Source organism: Variovorax sp. GW458-11-26-14-LB1 (assembly GCF_059423965.1).
In genome coordinates this window covers 18,383-36,987 of the sequence record NZ_JBWKYW010000019.1, presented here as the reverse complement: position 1 = coordinate 36,987, position 18,605 = coordinate 18,383, and the positions used below count along the sequence as shown (strand labels likewise).

Sequence of the window (18,605 nt, the reverse complement as noted above, 5' to 3'; positions counted from 1 at the left end):
ATGAACGACGACTTCCACCTGTACCTCGACAGCGCCGACCTGGCCGAGCTGCAGGCCTGCCTGCCGCACCCGGTGGTGCACGGCGTGACGACCAACCCGACGCTGCTGCAACGCGCCGGCGTCGGGCGCTCCGATGTGCCCGGTCTGCTGAAACGTTGCATCGACCTGGGTGCGCGCCAGGTGCAGGCCCAGGTGTATTCGAGCGAGGTCGACGGCATGCTGGAAGACGCCGCCGTCCTGCTGCCGCAGTTCGACCCCGGCCAGCTCGTCATCAAGATTCCCGCCACGCGCCAGGGCCTGGACGCGGGTGCGCGGCTCATCGCCCAGGGCGTGCCTGTGACGTGGACCGCCGTGTACGCGCCCGAGCAGGCGCACTTCGCCGCGCAGCTGGGCGCGGCCTATGCGGCGCCGTACCTCGGCCGGCTCGAAGACGCCGGCGTCGACGGGCTGGCGCTCATCGCGCAGATGCAGTCGCTGGTGGCGCAACGGCCTTCGTCCCGCACGCGGCTGCTGGTGGCGAGCATCCGTTCGCGCGCGGCCTACCTGTCGCTGCTCGGGCTGGGCGTGGGCGCCATCACCATTCCGCCGCGCCTCTTTGCCGAGCTGCTCGACCATCCCGCCACCCTGGCTGCCGAAGCGGGTTTCCTGGCCGACGCCCGCGCCTTGCCCTGACAGAAGAAGAAAATCCAAGCACCATGCGCATTGCACTCACGGGCGAGGCCCTGATCGATTTCACCGCCGGCGAAGGTGGCACCCTGGCGTTCCTTGGCCACGAAGGCGGCTCGCCGCTGAACACGGCCGTGGCCTGTGCGCGGCTCGGGCAGCCGACCGGCTTTCTCACGCAGCTGTCGACCGACCTGTTCGGCGAGCGGCTGATGGCCTTTCTCGAACGCAACGGCGTCGACACCCGGCTCATCCTGCGCAGCGACGCGCCGTCGACGCTGGCCTTTGTCGAGCGCACGCCGCAGACCAACCGCTACGCCTTCTACACACGCGGCAGCGCCGACGCCACCTGGGCGCCCGAGCCGCTGCCGCAGCTGCCCGCGGAATGCCGCTTCCTGCACTTCGGCTCGATCTCGCTGCTGCAGGAGCCGGCGTCGTCGCGCATCGCCGACCTCGTGGCCGCCCACACGGGGCGCTGCGTGATCGTGTTCGATCCCAACGTGCGGCCCAGCCTGATCCCGGACATGGCCGCCTACCGCGCCCGCGTCACCGAGTGGTTCGCCATGGCCGACCTGGTCAAGCTCAGCGACGAAGACGCCGCGCTGCTCGCCCCCGGGCGGCCCGTGGATGTGCTCGCGGCCGAATGCCTCACGGCCGGCGCGCGCGCCGTGGTCGTCACGCGCGGCGGTGCCGGTGCCACGCTGTGGCGCACCGGCAGCGCGCCGCTCACCGTGGCCGCGCCGCGCGTCGAGGTGGTCGACACCATCGGCGCGGGCGACACCTTCACCGCCGGGCTGTCCGTGGCGCTGCTGGCGCACGGCGTCGAGCACCCCGCGCAACTGGCCGAGCTTGGCGACGACGCCTGGCGCGCCGTGATGCGCTTTGCCGCCACCGCCGCGGCCCTGAACTGCACCCGCGAGGGCGCCGATCCACCGACGCTGGAAGCCGTTCGCACGGCGCTTTCGCAGGAAGACAACGAGGCCGTCGCTTCCCGGCCCTGATCGATCCGTGCCGCCATGACCACGACCACCCGCAAACGCGCGATCCCTCGTCAACGCCAACCCGAGCTGGAGCGCGACTTCGCGCGCTCCCCGTCGCTGGGCTACGAGGCCCCGGAAGAAACCGGCCTGGTGCGCTGCCTCGCGCACGGCTTTCCGAGCCCGCTGGTGCGATGGCACTTCCATGAAGACTACGAGCTGCACCTGATCACCGAGACCTCGGGCAAGGCCTTCATCGGCGACTGGATCGGGCCGTTCCAGCCCGGGCATCTCGTGCTGTGCGGGCCGCGCCTGCCGCACAACTGGATCTCGCTCGATGTGCCCGAGGAAGGCGCCGCCGGGCGCGACCGCGTGATCCAGTTCCGCCACGAGCCCATCGAGCGCGCGGCCGCCGAGATTCCCGAGCTGCGCGACGTGATGCCGCTGCTCGACCGCGCGCGCCACGGCATCGAGTTCTTCGGCATGTCGGAACAGGCGCTGGCGCACTGGGACGCCATCAAGGCCGCGCGCGGCGTGCGCCGCCTGGGCCTGTTCTGCGAGTTCATGGCCGACCTGGCGCAGTGCACCGACTACCGACTGCTGTCGAGCGTGCAGATGCAGGGCGTGCAGGGCAGCGACGGCGATGCGCAGGTCGACCAGATCAACGACATCGTGAACCGCATCACCAACAACATGACCGACTCGATCTCGATGTCGGACGTCGCCGCCGAGCTGGGCATGAGCGAGAGCCGCTTCAGCCGCTTCTTCCGCCGCTCGACCGGCAACAGCTTCACCGACTTCGTGAACCGCGTGCGCATCAACAGCGCCTGCCACCTGCTGATGCAGACCGACCACTACGTGACCGACATCTGCTACCAGGTGGGCTTCAACAACGTGGCGAACTTCAACCGGCGCTTTCTCGAAATCAAGGGCATGACGCCCAGCGAGTTCAGGCGCCAGGCCGACACGCGCTTCGGCTGACTTCTTTCAAGGCGAACGCGCCCGCTCCGAAGGCGCCATCAGGGAGACCATCTTGTATCTGGGACTCGACCTCGGCACGTCCGAGCTCAAGGCATTGCTGCTCGCGGACGATCACCGCATCGTCGGCGTGGCACGCGCGCCGCTCACGGTCGACCGGCCGCACCCGCTGTGGTCCGAGCAGGCGCCCGCCCAGTGGTGGCAGGCGCTCGAGGCGGTCATGGCCGAGCTGCGCACCACGCACGCCGAGGCGCTGGCGCAGGTGCGCGCCATCGGCCTGTCGGGCCAGATGCACGGCGCCACGCTGCTCGACGCGGAAGGCGAGGTGCTGCGCCCGGCCATCCTCTGGAACGACGGCCGCAGCGGTGCGCAGTGCGAGGCGCTCACGCGCGCCGTGCCGCGCCTGAGCGAGATCGCCGGCAACCTCGCGATGCCCGGCTTCACCGCGCCCAAGCTGCTGTGGGTGCGCGAGCACGAGCCCGAGGTCTTCGTCCGCGTGGCGCGCGTGCTGCTACCCAAGGACTGGCTGCGCTTCATGCTCAGCGGCGAGGCGGTCAGCGAGATGTCCGACGCGGCCGGCACGCTCTGGCTCGACGTGGGCGCGCGCGACTGGTCCGACGAACTGCTCGCCGCCACGGGGCTCACGCGCGATCACATGCCGCGGCTCGTGGAAGGCAGTGAAGTCTCGGCGCTGCTCAAGCCGGAACTGGCGGCGCGCTGGGGGCTGCGCGAGGGCGTGAAGATCGCCGGCGGCGCGGGCGACAACGCCGCCAGCGCGGTCGGCATGGGGCTCGTGGAGCCGGGGCAGGGCTTCGTCTCGCTCGGCACCTCGGGCGTGGTGTTCGTCTCGACCGACCGCTTCCTGCCGAACCCCGCGCAGGCGATGCACGCCTTCTGCCACGCGCTGCCCAGGCGCTGGCACCAGATGTCGGTGATGCTCTCGGCCGCCAGTGCGGTGAGCTGGGCGGCGAAGACCTTCAAGTTCGCGGACGAGGCGGCGTTGCTCGAAGCCGCGGCCTCGGTCGCGCTGGCGGACCGGGGGCGTTGCCCGCTGTTCCTGCCGTACCTGTCGGGCGAACGCTCGCCGCACAACAACCCGAATGCGCAAGGGGTGCTGTTCGGCCTGACGCATGCGCACGGCCCCGCGGAGATTGCCTACGCCGTGGTCGAGGGCGTGAGCTTTGGCCTGCGCGATGGCTTCGACACGCTGCGCCTGCCGGCCGACATGCCGCTGCGCGAAGTCGCGCTGGTGGGGGGCGGTGCGCGCAGTGTCTGGTGGGGGCAGTTGCTGGCCGACATCTTCCAGGTGCCGCTGACGCTGTATGCGGGCAGCGAGACGGGCGGTGCGCTCGGTGCGGCGCGCCTGGCATGGCTGACCGATGGGGGCGAGGTCGCCGAGGTGTGCACGCTGCCGCCGGTGAAGCAGACGCTGACGCCTTCATCCGAAGGCGCTGGCGCACACAAGACGCGGCACGCGCGGTTCCAGGAGCTCTACATGGCGCTGCGCGACCAGTTCCGCTGAACCTTCCGCACAAAGAAAAAGGGCCGCTTTCGCGGCCCTTTTTTCGTTGGTGAGCAGAGCTCAGCCGGGCAATTACATGCCCATGCCGCCCATGCCGCCCATTCCGCCCATGTCGGGCATGCCACCGCCGCCGGCGCCGGACTCGTCCTTGGGTGCGTCAGCAACCATGGCTTCGGTCGTCAGCAGCAGCGAGGACACCGAAGCGGCGTTCTGCAGTGCGGTGCGGGTGACCTTCGTCGGGTCCAGGATGCCCAGCTCGAGCATGTCGCCGTACGTGTCGTTCGCAGCGTTGAAGCCGTAGTTGCCCTTGCCGGCCAGCACAGCGTTCACCACCACCGAGGCTTCGCCGCCGGCGTTGTTCACGATTTCGCGCAGGGGCGCTTCGATGGCCTTCAGCACCAGCTTGATGCCGGCTTCTTGATCAGCGTTGTCGCCCTTGACCGACTCGCCCACGGCTTGCTTGGCACGCAGCAGTGCCACGCCGCCGCCAGCCACAACGCCTTCTTCCACTGCAGCGCGGGTGGCGTGCAGGGCGTCTTCGACGCGAGCCTTCTTTTCCTTCATTTCGACTTCGGTGGCAGCGCCAACCTTGATCACTGCCACGCCGCCGGCCAGCTTGGCCACGCGCTCTTGCAGCTTTTCACGGTCGTAGTCGCTGGTCGCTTCTTCGATCTGGACGCGGACTTGCTTCACGCGGGCTTCGATGTCACCAGCAGCGCCAGCGCCGTCGATGATGATCGTGTTTTCCTTGCCCACTTCGATGCGCTTGGCTTGACCCAGGTCGGCCAGCGTCACCTTTTCGAGCGTCAGGCCCACTTCTTCAGCGATGACCTTGCCACCCGTCAGGATGGCGATGTCTTCCAGCATGGCCTTGCGGCGGTCGCCGAAGCCAGGAGCCTTCACAGCCACGACCTTCAGGATGCCGCGGATCGTGTTCACGACCAAGGTAGCCAGGGCTTCGCCTTCGACTTCTTCGGCAATGATCAGCAGCGGACGGCCAGCCTTGGCGACTTGCTCCAGCACCGGCAGCAGGTCACGGATGTTGCTGATCTTCTTGTCGAACAGCAGCACGAAGGGGTTGTCGAGCAGCGCCGATTGCTTCTCGGGGTTGTTGATGAAGTAGGGCGACAGGTAGCCGCGGTCGAACTGCATGCCTTCGACGACGTCGAGTTCGCTGTCCAGCGACTTGCCGTCTTCCACGGTGATCACGCCTTCCTTGCCGACCTTGTCCATCGCGTCAGCGATGAGCTTGCCGATGGTTTCGTCGCTGTTGGCCGAGATGGAGCCGACTTGCGCGATTTCCTTGGAGGTGGTGGTGGGCTTGGAAGCCTTCTTCAGCTCGGCGACCAGGGCCGTGACAGCCTTGTCGATGCCGCGCTTCAGGTCCATCGGGTTCATGCCGGCAGCCACCAGCTTGAAACCTTCGCGAACGATGGCTTGGGCCAGGACCGTGGCGGTCGTGGTGCCGTCACCAGCGTTGTCGCTGGTCTTGGAGGCCACTTCCTTCACGAGCTGGGCGCCCATGTTCTGCAGCTTGTCCTTGAGTTCGATTTCCTTGGCCACGGACACACCGTCCTTGGTCACGGTGGGGGCGCCGAACGAACGCTCGAGCACCACGTTGCGGCCCTTGGGGCCCAGGGTCACTTTGACTGCGTTGGCCAGGATGTTGACACCCTCGACCATGCGTGCGCGGGCTTCGCCGCCGAAGACTACGTCTTTTGCTGCCATGATGAATTAACTCCGAATGGATTGAATTGGGATGGGATCGAAAGGGAGGAGAAGAATTACTTCTCGACGACTGCGAACAGGTCGTCTTCCTTCATCACGAGCAGTTCGTCGCCATCGACCTTGACGGTCTGGCCGCTGTACTTGCCGAACAGGACGCGGTCGCCGACCTTGACGGTCAGTGCGGCCAGTTCGCCCTTGTCGTTGCGCTTGCCCGGGCCCACGGCCAGGACTTCACCCTGATCGGGCTTTTCGGCGGCTGCGTCGGGGATGACGATGCCGGAGGCGGTCTTGGTTTCGCTGTCAACACGCTTGACGATCACGCGATCGGCCAAAGGACGAAGTTTCATTGCATCTCCTGGAAGGGTAAGAAACGGGTTTGTTTGTGGTCGGGCGCCGGAGAAACCGGCGACCTGTCGACTGGATGGGAGGGCTGTTAGCACTCGTCAGCAGCGAGTGCTAATCATAAGGGCATTCGATGACCTTTCAAGGGCGGCGCCCTTGCCGCCGTTTGGCACCGCCGGGCTTTTCAGGGGAAACACCGGGTGGTCGGGTGCCACCGGGCGGGACGTCTTGGGATATTTTGTCCGGGCAAAATAAGGAGATTCCCATGTCGACGACGCACAGAGGTAGAACGCGCAGATTGCCTTTTTGTAATCCGGGTGATCGGTGGTGGACGGGCTTGGCTTCCTAGAGTCGCGGCATCCCGGCAACCTCCAAGGACACCATGACACACACCTTCCGCAACACCGTTTTCGCCGCAGGAGCCGCACTGGCCGCTGCCGGCGCCTTTGCCTCGGGCACCCATGCCGGTGGCCACGGCCACGATGCCGAGGCCGCCGTCGGCAAGCCTGGCGTGGCCGCCAAGGTGACGCGCACGGTCCAGGTCGACATGACGGACTCGATGCGCTTCACGCCGGCGGACATCAAGGTCAAGCAGGGCGAGACGGTGCGCTTCGTCGTCAAGAACTCCGGCGTCCTGAAGCACGAGCTCGTGCTCGGGACCGAGAAAGCGCTGCTGGCGCACTACGAGGCCATGAAGAAGAACCCCGAGATGGAGCACGCCGATCCGAACATGGTCACGCTGGCCGCGGGCAAGACCGGCGAGATCGTCTGGCAGTTCACCCAGGCCGGCAAGGTCGACTTCGGCTGCCTGCAGCCGGGCCACTACGACGCCGGAATGAAGGGCGCGGTGCTGGTGGGCAAGGCCGGCAAGTGAGCGTCCTGCGCACGCGTCTTTCACGCGCCGGTCGCCATGCCGGCGCTTTTTCTTCAAGGGTATCGCGCGACAGGGCTTGACCTTCACATCGTGTCAACCTGGACACTGATCGCTTCCCCCTCAAGGGCTTCCCCCTTTCCTGTCGGAGAACGCGAATGAACGACACGTCCACCAGGCACGCAGGACACCACCACGGTCATCACGGCCACCACGATCACCACGCATCGCACGGGCATGCGCCCGCGGACCCCGCGCAGCCCGCCGCGCAAGGCACGGTCTACACCTGCCCCATGCACCCGGAGATCCGGCAGGACCACCCGGGAAACTGCCCCAAGTGCGGCATGACGCTGGAGCCCGAGATGCCGACCCTCGACGAGGGCGAAGATCCCGAGCTGAAAGACTTCAAGCGGCGCTTCTTCTGGACGCTGCCGCTCAGCGTTGTCGTCACCGTGCTCGCCATGGCCGGCCACCGCCTGCAGTGGTTCGAGATGGGCACGCAAAGCTGGATCGAGCTCGTGCTCAGCGTGCCGATCGTGCTGTGGGCCGGGTGGCCGTTCTTTGTGCGCGCGGTGCAGTCGGTGGCGAACCGCAGCCCGAACATGTGGACCCTGATCGGCCTGGGCACGGCCGCCGCCTTTGTCTACAGCGTCGTGGCCACGGTGACGCCCGGCGTGTTCCCCGCGTCGTTCGTGTCGATGGGGCGCGTGTCGGTCTACTTCGAAGCGGCGGCGGTGATCATTTCGCTCACCCTGCTGGGCCAGATCCTCGAGCTCAAGGCGCGCTCGCAGACCTCCGCGGCCATCAAGTCGCTGCTGGGGCTCGCGCCCAAGACGGCGCGCCGGATCGGCGCCGACGGCACCGAGGAAGACGTGCCCATCGGCCATGTGCATGTCGGCGACAAGCTGCGCGTGCGCCCCGGAGAGAAGGTGCCGGTGGACGGCGTGGTGATCGAAGGCGGCAGCGCGGTCGACGAGTCGATGCTCACCGGCGAACCGCTGCCCGTGACCAAGCGCGTGGGCGACAAGCTCATCGGTGCGACGCTGAACACCAACGGCGCGCTGGTCATGCAGTCGGAAAAGGTCGGCTCGCAGACCGTGCTCGCAAGCATCGTGCAGATGGTCGCGCAAGCCCAGCGCTCGCGCGCGCCGATGCAGCGGATGGCAGACCAGGTCGCCGGCTACTTCGTGATGACGGTGATCGCCATCGCGGTGCTGACCTTCTTCGCCTGGGGGTTCTTCGGGCCGCAGCCCAGCTGGGTCTACGGCCTCATCAATGCCGTGGCGGTGCTCATCATTGCCTGCCCCTGTGCGCTCGGCCTCGCGACGCCGATGTCGATCATGGTGGCCACGGGCAAGGCGGCCACGCAGGGCGTGCTGTTCCGCGATGCCGCGGCGATCGAGAACTTCCGCAAGGTCGATGCGCTCATCGTCGACAAGACCGGCACCCTGACGGAAGGCCGGCCGCAGTTCGAGCGCGCGGTGCCTGCACCGGGCTTCACCGCGGACGAGGTGCTGCGCCTTGCGGCCAGCCTGGACCAGGGCAGCGAGCACCCGTTGGCCGACGCCATCGTGCGGGCGGCGCGCGAGCGCCAGCTGGCGCTGGACACGCCCGAGGGTTTCGAATCGAGCAGCGGCATCGGCGTGAGCGGCGCCGTGGCCGGCCGGAAGCTGGCGCTGGGCAACACGGCGCTCATGGAACAGCTGCGCGTGCGGGTCGACGCGCTCAAGCCGCAGGCCGAGGCCCTGCGGGCCGAGGGCGCGAGCGTCATGTTCCTGGCGGTGGACGGCCAGGCGGCCGGCCTGCTCGCGGTGTCGGACCCGATCAAGCCCACCACGCTGGAGGCGCTGGCCGCGCTCAAGGCTTCGGGCCTGCGCGTCATCATGGCCACGGGCGACGGGCTGACCACCGCCCGCGCCGTCGCCGCGAAGCTGGGCATCGACGAGGTGCACGGCGAAGTCAAGCCCGCCGACAAGCTCGCGCTGGTCGACAGGCTGCAGCGCGAGGGCCGCATCGTCGCGATGGCCGGCGACGGCATCAACGACGCGCCCGCGCTCGCCAAGGCCGACGTCGGCGTGGCGATGGGCACCGGCACCGATGTCGCGATGAACAGCGCCCAGGTGACGCTGGTCAAGGGCGACCTGCGCGGCATCGCGCAGGCGCGCGTGATCTCCGAGCAGACCATCGCCAGCATGAAGCAGAACCTGGGCTTCGCCTTCCTCTACAACGCGCTGGGCGTGCCGCTGGCCGCGGGCGTGCTGTTCCCGTTCACGGGCTGGCTGCTGTCGCCGATGATCGCGGCGCTGGCGATGAGCCTGAGCTCGGCGTCGGTGATCACCAATGCCTTGCGCCTGCGCGGCGCTACCTGGCGCGAGGCTTGAGAAGGCCCGCCAGGGCCTTCTGGTCTTCGGCCAGCTGGATGCGCATGAGCTGGAGCACGCGCACCGCCAGGCCGGACAGCGGCTGTCCCGGCGGCAGCACCAGCATGCCAGCGAAGGACACCTCCAGCGACAGCGGGCGCACGGCCAGGCCGCGTTGCGCGTACTCCAGCGCGGTGACCGGATTGACGACGCCGATGCCCATGCCGCTCAGGGCCATCTCGCACACGCTGGCCGCGTAAGGGGTCTCGACCAGCACGCTCAACGCGACGTTGCAGTCCGCCAGGGCCCGCTCCAGGCGGCGCCGGGACGCATCTTCCGGGTTGAGCGCGAGGAAGGGCTCTTCGGCGAGTTGATGCGGCTGGATGGTCCTGGCGCGGGCCAGCCGGTGCTTGGCATGCATCACCACCACGCCCGGAAAGCGCGCGAATTCGGAGTGCTCCAGACCGGTCGTCGGCATCTCGTCGGCCATCAGCCCGAAGTCGACCTGGCGCCCCAGCACGGCCTCGTGCACCTCCCGCGAACTGAGCACCTGCAGCGAAATCTGCGGGCGGGCGTCGGCGTCGCCGCGCTCGGCCACCAGCCGCGACAGCACCCGCGGCACGAAGCTCAGGCCGAAGGCCGGATACACCGCCATGCGCAGCGTGTTGACGCCGAAGCGCTTGAGGCTGCGCATGCGGTGCTCGATGCTGCTCAAGCCCACGAAGACGCGCTCGACCTCGACCAGCAATGCCTGTGCTTCGGGCGTGGGGTGCAGGCGGCCGCGCAGCCGGCGGAACAGGGGAAAGCCCGCGGCTTCCTCCAGCCTGCGCAGCGACTGGCTGATGGCCGGCTGCGTCACGCCCAGCAACGCCGCCGCCTTGCTCGCGGAGCCCACGGACATCACGGAACGGAACACCTCGATCTCTCGGAGCAACATATAACAACCGCTTATGGAGAAAGAACTTCGGGCGCGATCCGGATTATCTCCAGCGTCCTAGAGTTGGTGTCTTCAGCCACTTCCCGAAAGACGCGAGATGAACCTTCGAACAGCGCTTGCAGTGACGGTCCTGGCGTGTGCGATGCCCGCATGGGCGCACGACTTTTCCAGCGACGTCGCCAGGTTCCAGACGCTCGCGGCCACCCGCAAGCCCGACAGCCCGCAGGCGGTGGCCGCCAAGCTGGCGCTGGAGCGGGCGCAGGGCGAGATGGAGCAGTCGGACGTGAAGATGCTGCTGCGCATCCGTTCGATGACCAACGCCGGCCTGCGTGCCCTCGGCGAGCAGCCGGCCTTGCTCACCAGCGAGTACAAGCGCCTCGAGGCGGCGCTGGCCAACCCGAAGACGCAGGACCCGGCCCGGATCGCCACCGCCCGCGAAACCTTCACCCGCCTGGGCGTGGAGATGAAGGTCTACACCGATCTCGAAACCATGGCCGTCGAGCAGATGAAGCATGCGCTGCAGCTCATCGAGTCGGCCCCCGCGAACTGACTTTCATCGTGAACCCATCCATTTCCCATCCCGGCACGTCCCCTGGGGACGCCGCCTTCGCCAGCCTCGCGCCGCCGGTGTGGCGCGCCTCCACGGTCGTCTTCGATTCGCTCGACGATTTCGTGCATCGCCGCACCCGCCTGCCGGACGGCTTCAGCTACGGCACGACGGGCACGCCGACGCAGCGCGCCCTCGAGGCGCGCATCGCCGAGCTGGACGGCGCCGCGCACGGCATCGTCTTTCCTTCCGGACAGGCGGCCATCTGCGGCGTGCTGCTCGCGCTGCTCCAGAAGGGCGACCACCTCTTGATGACCGATGCCGCCTACGGCCTGGCCAAGTCCTTTGCCGTCGAACGGCTGCAGGCACTGGGCATCGAGGTCGAGTTCTATGCGCCGCGCATCGGCGCGGGCATCGAACGCCTCGTGCGCCCGAACACGCGGCTCATCTGGCTGGAGTCGCCCGGCACGGTGACGATGGAGGTGGAGGACGTGCCGGCGATCACCGCCGTGGCGCGCGCCCGTGGCGTGCTGACCGCCATCGACAACACCTGGGCCAGCCCGCTGGGCTTTGCCGCGCTGGCGCACGGCGTCGACCTGTGCATTCACGCATGCACCAAGTACATGGGCGGCCATTCCGACGTGCTGATGGGCAGCGTCACCACCCAGGACGAAGGCCTGTACCGGTCCTTGCGCGGCCTGCAGTCGCTGATGGGGTTGGCCGTGAGCCCGGAGGACTGCTTCCTGGTGGCCCGGGGCCTGGACACGATGCAGGTGCGCATGGAGCGCCAGGCCGCCAGCGCGCGCCTGATTGCTGGGCAACTCGCCGCGCACCGCCTCGTGCGCCGCATGCTCTTTCCGGCGCTGCCCGACGCGCCGGACCATGCACTGTGGGCGCGCGATTTCGCGCAGCCCGGCTGCGTGATGTCGCTGCAGCTCGTGGACTGCCCCTACGACGCCTACCGGGCGCTGTTCGCAGGCCTGAAGCGCTTTGCCATCGGCGCCAGCTGGGGCGGCGTGCGCAGCATCGCGGCCTTCTATCCGGCGGAAGAACTCGCCAGGCGCAATTTCTGCGACGTCGAAGGGCCGGTCATCCGTCTGTCGATCGGCCTGGACGACCCCCAGGCCCTGCACGACGAGCTGCTGGGCGCGCTGGACGCCTGCGCCACGCGTTTCGACCTCTGATCCCCGACACCTGGAGCCTGCGATGACCCTCAAGCCGACCCTTCACGCCGCGTTGACCCGTTCCTTCCTCGCCATGGCCGGCCTCGCGCTGTGCGCAAGCGTTGCCGCGCAGACCGCATCGCCGCTGGACGGCACGCTCAAGAAGATCAAGGACACCGGGGCGATCACCGTGGCCACGCGCGGCGCCTCGATCCCGTTCAACTACCTGGACGACCACAACAAGCAGGCCGGCTTCGCCTGGGAAATTTCGCAGCGCGTGGTCGCCCAGGTGAAGAAGGACCTGCAGCTCGCCCGGCTGGAGGTCAAGACCCTGGAAGTCACGCCGCAGACGCGCATTCCGCTGGTGGCCAACCAGACCGTCGACCTGGAGTGCAGCTCGACCACCAACAACGCCGAGCGGCAGAACCAGGTGTCGTTCTCGACGACCTTCTTCGTCGTGGGCGCCCGCCTGCTGGTGCGCAAGAACTCCGGCATCAAGCACTGGGCCGACCTCGTGGGCAAGAACGTCGTGGTCAGCGCGGGCACCACGGCGGAGCGCATGCTGCGGCAGCTCAACGAGAAGAACAAGTGGGGCATCCAGATCATCCTGGCCAAGGACATCAACGAGAACTTCCTGACCGTGGAGACGGGGCGCGCGGTGGCGGCGACGCAGGACGACATCATTCTCTTCAGCAACATCGCCCGCGCCAGGAACCCGGCGGACTGGGAGGTGGTCGGCGTGCCGCAGCAGAAGGAAGCCTATGGCTGCATGCTGCGCAAGGGCGATGCGGCGTTCAAGAAACTCGTGGACGGCGTGATCACCGGGATGATGCGATCGGGCGAGTTCACCGCGTTGTACGAGAAGTACTTCCTCAAGCCCATCGCGGTGAAGGGCAGCGTGACGGTCAACTTCCCGATGTCGCCCGACATGCAGGAACTCGTGCGCCATCCGAGCGACCAGCCGCTGTAAGGCACGGGCGCGGCCACCCCTTCACGAACCGAACCGCCTGCCGGCACCTTTCGCGATGCACTACACCTGGGATTGGTTGATCTTCTTCAAACCCTCGGTCACGGGGGAGGGCCTGTACGGCCTGATGCTCGTGCGCGGGTTGCTGTGGACGGTCGCGCTGTCGCTGCTGGCCTGGACGCTGGCATTGGGCCTGGGCCTGATCGCCGGCGTGGCCCGCACGCTGCCCCACCGGACGGCGCGCACGCTGTCGGCGGTGTACATCCACTGCTTTCGCAACACGCCGCTGCTGGTGCAGCTGTTTCTCTGGTACTTCGTGGTGCCCGAGCTGTTGCCGACCGCCTGGGGCCATGCGATCAAGCAGATGAACCCGACCGCGAACCAGTTCCTCACCGTGCTGGTGGGCCTCACGCTCTACACGGCAGCGAAGGCGGCCGAGCAGGTGCGTGCGGGCATCGAGTCGGTGCCGCGCAGCCAGAAGCAGGCGGCCATGGCGATGGGCCTGGGAACCGTGGCGGCCTACCGCTACGTGATCCTGCCGCAGGCCCTGCGCATCGTCATCCCGCCGCTGACCTCGGACTTCCTGAACGTGTTCAAGAACTCGGCCGTCGCGCTGACGATCGGACTCATGGAGCTCACCGGGCAGACGCGCCAGCTCAGCGAGTTCAGCGCCCATCCCTTCGAGGCCTTCATCGTGGCGACGCTCATCTACATGGCGATCACCTACGGCGTGATCGTGCTGATGCGCCGCATCGAACATCGGGTGCGCGTGCCCGGGCTGCTGGGCGCTGCGTGATGGGCTACGACTTCGATTGGGTCGCCCTGCAGCGCGCCTGGCCCTACCTGCTGCAGGGCCTGCAGATGACCGCCCTGCTGGTGGCGGCCTCCATGGCCGCGGGCATCGGCCTGGGAACCTTGCTGGCGATCACGCGGAGCTTCGCGCCGCGGCCGGTGGCGGCGCTCGTGGCGGGGTACGTGAACCTGTTCCGCTCGATCCCGCTGATCCTCACGATCCTGTGGATCTACTTCCTGATGCCGGTGGTGCTGCGCGCCGTGACCGGCGACCCGAACCTCGGCGTCGGGCCGATCTACGCCGCGCTCGTGGCCTTCGTGCTCGCGGAGTCCGCGTACTACTGCGAGATCATCCGCGCCGGCATCGGCAGCGTGCGCGCCGGCCAGATGCAGGCGGCGCAGTCGCTGGGGATGTCGCCGGGGCAGGCCCTGCGGCACGTGATCCTGCCGCAGGCGTTTCGCAACATGACGCCCTCGCTCATCAACCAGACCATCGCGCTGCTCAAGGACACCTCGCTGGTCTACGTGATCAGCCTGAACGACTTTCTCGGCGCCGCCAGCAAGGTGGGACAACGCGACGGGCGCGTGGTCGAGGTCTACATCCTGGTCGCCGTCGTCTACCTGGTGCTGTGCACGGCGGGCGCCTGGTGGGTCACATGGCTGCAGCGGCGCCGCACGGCGGCGGCGACCTGAGGCTTTCTCAGAACTTGGCGCGCAAGGTCAGCTGCACCTCGCGCCCCGGTCCCGGCAGGATCAGGTTGTCCACGCTGCCGTGGGCCGACACGTAGTACTTGCGGTTCGCGATGTTCTTCAGGTTCAGCGCGATCTCGTAGCGCTCGGTCTTGTAGTTGGCCGCGAGGTCGGCGGTCAGGTACGAGGGCAGCGTGACGAGGTTGCTCAGCGAGGCATAACGCGCGCTGACGTAGTTCAGGCCGCCGCCGGCGCTGAAGCCGTGGCCGAGGTCCTTCATGGCCCACACGAAGGCCGAGTGGCGCGGCGTGAGCGCGGCGGTCTTGCCCTGCACCGGGATCGCGGCGCCCACGGGCAGCTGCAGCGAACTGACGGTGGCGAGCGACTTGGTCATCTTCGCGTCGAGGTAGGCATAGCCCGCGCTCACGTCCCAGCGGCCCGGCAGGCGGCCGTTGAGCGCGAGCTCCAGGCCGTTGGTGCGCTGCGTGCCGACGTTGATCTGGCGGCGCGGGTTGTTCGGGTCGGTGTTCTTGATGCCCGAGCGCTCCAGGTTGAACAGCGCGGTCGTGAGGTTCAGGCCGCCGTCGAGCAGGTCGAACTTGGCGCCGATTTCCTTGTTGACGGTGATCTCGGGCGCGTTGTCGATGTTGCCGGTGGACAGCGCGAAGTTCTCGCCCGAGGGCTGGAACGAGCGGCTGTACGACACGTAGTACGACTGCACCGTGTCGGGCTGCCACACCACGCCGGCGCGCGGGCTGAACTTGCGGTCGGTGCGTTCCAGCGGCGCGAGCTTGCGCTCGAAACTGGTGTCCTGCTTGAACACGTCGTAGCGCCCGCCGATCAGCGCCTTCCAGTGCGGCGCCAGCGTGATCTGGTCCTGGACGTACACGGCCGCGGTCTTGAACTCGCTGTTGCTCGGGATCGCGCCGTCGGCGAGGTAGGTGGCCAGCGGGATCGGCAGCGGGTCCGCCACCGGGCTGAACAGGTTCACGCGCTGCGCTCCTGTAGCGGAAGACACGCTGAACAGGCGCTTGCGCTGCACGCCGAACTCGGCGCCGACCAGCCATTCCTGCTTGAAACCGCCCAGGTCGTTGCGCCAGGTCAGGTCGGTCTGGTTGAACCAGCCGCTCTCGTCGCGGTCGACGATGCCGCGCGTGCGGCCCACCGTCAGGCGCACCGGGTCGGTGGTGCCGCTGGGCAGCGTGTTGTTGCGGTCCAGGTGGTAGCTCGAATAGCGCGTGGTGTTGCGCAGGCTCAGCGCGTCGCTGAAGCGGTGGTTCAGCGTGGCGGTGAAGGTCTGCACCTTGCTGGTCACGGTGTCGTCGCGCTTGCCGTGCGCCGAGCCGTAGTAGGCGCCGATGGGCACGTCGACCGGGCGGCCGTTGAGCGCCGGAATGCCGAAGTCGGTGAGGCGCTGGTCGCGCAGGTTGGTGTACTGCAGCAGCAGGTCGGTCTGCGGGCTGAACTTGATCGCCAGTGAGGGCGCGATGTTGTGGCGGTCGGTGAACTGCTGGTCGCGGTAGCTGTCCGACTGCTCGCCCGCCACGTTCAGGCGGAAGGCCATGTTCTCGCCGATGGGCGTGTTCAGGTCGATCGTGCTGCGCGTGTAGTGGTGGCTGCCCAGACCCAGCGAGACCTCGCCGAAGCGGCGCTCGAACACGGGCTTCTTGGTCACGCGGTTGATCAGGCCGCCCGAGGAGCCGCGGCCGTAGAGCACGGCGGCCGGGCCCTTGAGCACCTCGATGCGCTCGGTGTCCGACAGGTCGCGGAAGTACAGCGCGTCGTCGCGCACGCCGTCCACGAACCAGTCGGAGATGCCGCTGAAGCCGCGGATCACGACCTGGTCGCGCTGGCCGTCGCCATGGTTGAAGCTCACGCCCGGCACGTTGCGCAGGGCGTCCTGCATCGACACGGCGCCCTGGTCGCGCAACAGCTGTTCGGGCAGCACGTTGACGGCCTGCGGCACGTCGCGCAGCGGCGCGCTGCCCTTGGTGGCGGTGCTGGCGGCGGCGGGGGCGTAGCCCTTGTCGTCCTCGGCGCTGACGGTGACTTCCTTCAGCGTCGTGGCGGCAGTCTGTGCCAGCGCGACGCCCGACAGCGACGCGAGGGCGGCGCCGGCCAGCAGCGAAAGGGGCCACAGCGGGCGCGAGGGGGTGGCGGTGCGGGAGGAGGGCTTCATGTTGTCCGGTTGTGCTTGTTCTTGGAGGGCGGCGCCGCGCAGGCGCAGCCGTACGCGACAACGCCCTTCGTCGCGAGAGACGAAGGGCGTTGTCGTGCCCTGCCTTGAACTGGAAATGTCTGGGTGAGGCAATGGCGCAGCGCGGACGGAAGACGCTCCGTGGCGGGACGCCATGACGGCCGCTGGACGCGGCGGGCTGAATTCTAAAGAGCTAAATGCGAGGCGTTTGCATTTGTGGCGAGGATGCGACGCGGGGCCGCCCGCTCGCGGCTCACAGCTGGTCGGTCGGCACGAACCACGAGAACAACAGCAGCTGCAGGCGCGTGAGCATGCTGGAGTCGGGCTCGCTGTCGAGCACCTCGTTGTGCACGTCGCCGGTGCCGATCCATTGCACGTTCTGGCCGTCGGGCTTGAGCACGACGCGGTACACGCCTTCCATGTCGTCCAGCTGGTAGGCGAAGAGCAGCGCCTGCGTGAGCTCGAAGCTGCGCACGCGCACGCCGAACTCGGTGTTCAGCAGGGCCGAGCGCGGGTCGAGGTTCATCGAGCCCAGCAGCACCCACTGGCGGTCGACCAGCGCCAGCTTGGCGTGCAGGCGTCCGCGCGCCTTCTTGAGCAGGCTGCGGAACTGGCCGCTGCGCTTGAGCTGCTGCGTGCTCACCTCGTACAGGTTCACGCCCAGCTTGAGCATGTCGACGCGGTAGCGGTTGTAGTTGATGTTCACCAGCGGCTCGTCGCTGTCGGCCAGCGAGTTGGTGACCACCGTGATGCTCAGGCCGTGGTCGCGGCCCATGCGGATGCGCTCCATGCCCTCGTCGCCGGGAATGAAGTAGGGCGAGATCACCACCACGTTCGACTTCGCGGCGCCCAGCATCTCGTGGAAGCGCTGTGCCAGCGACTCCTGCGGGCGCGCCATCGTGCCCAGGGCCTTGTTCGGGCTGTCGGCGGTGGCGGCGGCCTCGGCGCGGATCCAGCGCGTCTCGCCGATGTTGTCCAGCTGCGCGCCCAGCGGCAGGTCGCCCAGCAGGTCGGTGGCGGCCAGCGGATCGGGCAGCGGCGCGAAGGCGGGCGAGGTCGCGGCGTCGAAGGCGGCCTTGAGCTCGTCGGGCGTGAGCGTCGTGCCGGCCATGCGCTGCAGCGGGTAGACCACGTCGCTGTTCCAGTAGGTGTCGAAGATCCCGGCCGACTGCGGCACCACCGGGCCGGCCAGCAGCAGCTCGAAGTCGATGAAGTTGGCGCTCTCGCTGCGCAGGAAGTACTCGTCCGCGAGGTTGCGCCCGCCGGCGATGGCCATGGCGCCGTCGGCGATGAACAGCTTGTTGTGCATGCGGTGGTTGAGCCGCCGGAAATCGCCGAAGAACTCCAGCCAGCGCAGCGACGAGTGATCGCGCGCGTTCACGAAGGGGTTGAACAGCCGCACCTGCGCGTTCGGCTCGGCGGCCAGCCCGAGCAGCAGGCGGTCCATGCCGGCGGTGTAGAAGTCGTCGAGCAGCAGCCGCACGCGCACCCCGCGCCGGGCGGCGTCGCGCAGTTCGCGCAGCAGCAGGCGGCCGGTCTTGTCGTTGCCGAGCTGGTAGGTCTGCACGTCGAGCGAGGCCCGCGCGCGGCGGATGAGTTCCAGCCGCGCATCGAGCGCGAACGAGGCCTCGATCAGCGGCCGCATGCTCGACAGGCCGTCGGGCGGCGAATCGAGGCTGGCGGCAGCGTGGCCGAGCGGGGTGGCGGCCGAGGCGGGAATGGCGATCGAGGGCGGCCCATCGGGCAGGCGCGGCGGCAGGCCGGCGCAGCCGGTGAGCACCAGCACGACCAGCACCAGCGCCGGGCCGCGCAGCGCAGGAAACAACGAGGCGAGGAGCTTGAGCATGGGGCCTGTCAGCGCACGCAAGGGC

At 68.2% G+C, this 18,605-nt stretch carries 16 protein-coding genes; 11 read left to right on the top strand and 5 right to left on the bottom strand.

The features are described 5' to 3' along the window. Genes AC07YS_RS14800 through xylB form a run of 4 tightly spaced genes read left to right on the top strand, consistent with a single transcriptional unit; the run spans nt 1 to nt 4,140 of the window. Nucleotides 1-672, top strand: a complete 672-nt coding sequence (locus AC07YS_RS14800; protein WP_495269277.1) for a transaldolase family protein — start codon at nt 1-3, stop codon at nt 670-672. A 23-nt stretch (nt 673-695) separates the two neighbouring features. Beyond that, nucleotides 696-1,664, top strand: a complete 969-nt coding sequence (locus AC07YS_RS14795) for a carbohydrate kinase family protein (RefSeq protein ID WP_492732106.1) — start codon at nt 696-698, stop codon at nt 1,662-1,664. 15 nt (nt 1,665-1,679) lie between these two features. Further along, a complete protein-coding gene (locus tag AC07YS_RS14790) occupies nt 1,680-2,621 on the top strand; it encodes an AraC family transcriptional regulator (RefSeq protein ID WP_070059980.1) in 942 nt (313 codons plus the stop codon). 52 nt (nt 2,622-2,673) lie between these two features. Beyond that, nucleotides 2,674-4,140, top strand: coding sequence for a xylulokinase (xylB, locus tag AC07YS_RS14785; RefSeq protein WP_495269278.1), 1,467 nt, complete (start codon nt 2,674-2,676; stop codon nt 4,138-4,140). 72 nt (nt 4,141-4,212) lie between these two features. On the opposite strand, the gene groL is transcribed toward xylB, so the two are convergent. Then, nucleotides 4,213-5,868: a chaperonin GroEL gene (gene groL, locus AC07YS_RS14780; protein WP_042579049.1), complete on the bottom strand. Its 1,656-nt coding sequence runs from the start codon at nt 5,866-5,868 to the stop codon at nt 4,213-4,215. A gap of 56 nt (nt 5,869-5,924) precedes the next feature. Further along, nucleotides 5,925-6,215: a co-chaperone GroES gene (locus AC07YS_RS14775; protein ID WP_056572926.1), complete on the bottom strand. Its 291-nt coding sequence runs from the start codon at nt 6,213-6,215 to the stop codon at nt 5,925-5,927. Between the two features lie 377 nt (nt 6,216-6,592). Between AC07YS_RS14775 and AC07YS_RS14770 the strand changes: the two genes are divergently transcribed. Together AC07YS_RS14770 and AC07YS_RS14765 are read left to right on the top strand one after the other, a co-directional pair. Beyond that, complete coding sequence (locus AC07YS_RS14770; RefSeq protein WP_095743735.1) at nt 6,593-7,084, top strand: cupredoxin domain-containing protein; 492 nt, start codon at nt 6,593-6,595, stop codon at nt 7,082-7,084. 155 nt (nt 7,085-7,239) lie between these two features. Continuing rightward, nucleotides 7,240-9,462 carry a copper-transporting P-type ATPase gene (locus tag AC07YS_RS14765; protein ID WP_495269279.1) on the top strand — a complete coding sequence of 741 codons (2,223 nt, stop codon included), beginning with the start codon at nt 7,240-7,242 and terminating at the stop codon, nt 9,460-9,462. Here the strand turns inward: AC07YS_RS14765 and AC07YS_RS14760 are convergent. Next, on the bottom strand, nt 9,443-10,378 hold the full coding sequence (locus AC07YS_RS14760; RefSeq protein WP_095743737.1) for a LysR substrate-binding domain-containing protein: 936 nt from the start codon (nt 10,376-10,378) through the stop codon (nt 9,443-9,445). The two genes, AC07YS_RS14765 and AC07YS_RS14760, sit on opposite strands and share 20 nt — an antisense overlap. 97 nt (nt 10,379-10,475) lie before the next feature. On the opposite strand from AC07YS_RS14760, the gene AC07YS_RS14755 reads away from it, so the two are divergent. The 5 genes from AC07YS_RS14755 to AC07YS_RS14735 are packed head-to-tail and all read left to right on the top strand — an operon-like array spanning nt 10,476 to nt 14,540. Continuing rightward, nucleotides 10,476-10,928 (top strand): hypothetical protein, encoded by a 453-nt coding sequence (locus AC07YS_RS14755; RefSeq protein ID WP_369631352.1) that lies wholly within the window; start codon nt 10,476-10,478, stop codon nt 10,926-10,928. Nucleotides 10,929-10,936: 8 nt separating this feature from the next. After that, on the top strand, nt 10,937-12,109 hold the full coding sequence (locus tag AC07YS_RS14750; protein WP_495269280.1) for a trans-sulfuration enzyme family protein: 1,173 nt from the start codon (nt 10,937-10,939) through the stop codon (nt 12,107-12,109). A gap of 22 nt (nt 12,110-12,131) precedes the next feature. Further along, nucleotides 12,132-13,058: a transporter substrate-binding domain-containing protein gene (locus AC07YS_RS14745; protein ID WP_495269281.1), complete on the top strand. Its 927-nt coding sequence runs from the start codon at nt 12,132-12,134 to the stop codon at nt 13,056-13,058. 55 nt (nt 13,059-13,113) lie between these two features. Then, nucleotides 13,114-13,851, top strand: a complete 738-nt coding sequence (locus tag AC07YS_RS14740; protein WP_062471835.1) for an amino acid ABC transporter permease — start codon at nt 13,114-13,116, stop codon at nt 13,849-13,851. Next, on the top strand, nt 13,851-14,540 hold the full coding sequence (locus AC07YS_RS14735; protein WP_495269282.1) for an amino acid ABC transporter permease: 690 nt from the start codon (nt 13,851-13,853) through the stop codon (nt 14,538-14,540). Before AC07YS_RS14740 ends, AC07YS_RS14735 begins: the two co-directional genes overlap by 1 nt. Before the next feature lie 7 nt (nt 14,541-14,547). Here AC07YS_RS14735 and AC07YS_RS14730 read toward each other — a convergent pair whose 3' ends face one another. Both AC07YS_RS14730 and AC07YS_RS14725 read right to left on the bottom strand, forming a co-directional pair. Further along, entirely contained in the window at nt 14,548-16,716 is a 2,169-nt protein-coding gene (locus AC07YS_RS14730; protein ID WP_495269283.1) for a TonB-dependent receptor, read from the bottom strand. 271 nt (nt 16,717-16,987) lie between these two features. Further along, a complete protein-coding gene (locus AC07YS_RS14725; RefSeq protein WP_095948312.1) occupies nt 16,988-18,580 on the bottom strand; it encodes a phospholipase D family protein in 1,593 nt (530 codons plus the stop codon). Nucleotides 18,581-18,605: the final 25 nt, after the last annotated feature.

Excerpts from the sequence above, each read along its gene's own strand:
- AC07YS_RS14745 (WP_495269281.1), top strand. The coding sequence starts at position 12,132 with ATGACCCTCAAGCCGACCCTTCACGCCGCGTTGACCCGTTCCTTCCTC.
- AC07YS_RS14755 (WP_369631352.1), top strand. The coding sequence starts at position 10,476 with ATGAACCTTCGAACAGCGCTTGCAGTGACGGTCCTGGCGTGTGCGATG.
- AC07YS_RS14770 (WP_095743735.1), top strand. The coding sequence starts at position 6,593 with ATGACACACACCTTCCGCAACACCGTTTTCGCCGCAGGAGCCGCACTG.
- AC07YS_RS14800 (WP_495269277.1), top strand. The coding sequence starts at position 1 with ATGAACGACGACTTCCACCTGTACCTCGACAGCGCCGACCTGGCCGAG.
- AC07YS_RS14735 (WP_495269282.1), top strand. The coding sequence starts at position 13,851 with ATGGGCTACGACTTCGATTGGGTCGCCCTGCAGCGCGCCTGGCCCTAC.
- AC07YS_RS14775 (WP_056572926.1), bottom strand. The coding sequence starts at position 6,215 with ATGAAACTTCGTCCTTTGGCCGATCGCGTGATCGTCAAGCGTGTTGAC.
- AC07YS_RS14765 (WP_495269279.1), top strand. The coding sequence starts at position 7,240 with ATGAACGACACGTCCACCAGGCACGCAGGACACCACCACGGTCATCAC.
- groL (WP_042579049.1), bottom strand. The coding sequence starts at position 5,868 with ATGGCAGCAAAAGACGTAGTCTTCGGCGGCGAAGCCCGCGCACGCATG.
- AC07YS_RS14790 (WP_070059980.1), top strand. The coding sequence starts at position 1,680 with ATGACCACGACCACCCGCAAACGCGCGATCCCTCGTCAACGCCAACCC.
- AC07YS_RS14730 (WP_495269283.1), bottom strand. The coding sequence starts at position 16,716 with ATGAAGCCCTCCTCCCGCACCGCCACCCCCTCGCGCCCGCTGTGGCCC.
- AC07YS_RS14795 (WP_492732106.1), top strand. The coding sequence starts at position 696 with ATGCGCATTGCACTCACGGGCGAGGCCCTGATCGATTTCACCGCCGGC.
- AC07YS_RS14740 (WP_062471835.1), top strand. The coding sequence starts at position 13,114 with ATGCACTACACCTGGGATTGGTTGATCTTCTTCAAACCCTCGGTCACG.
- AC07YS_RS14725 (WP_095948312.1), bottom strand. The coding sequence starts at position 18,580 with ATGCTCAAGCTCCTCGCCTCGTTGTTTCCTGCGCTGCGCGGCCCGGCG.
- AC07YS_RS14760 (WP_095743737.1), bottom strand. The coding sequence starts at position 10,378 with ATGTTGCTCCGAGAGATCGAGGTGTTCCGTTCCGTGATGTCCGTGGGC.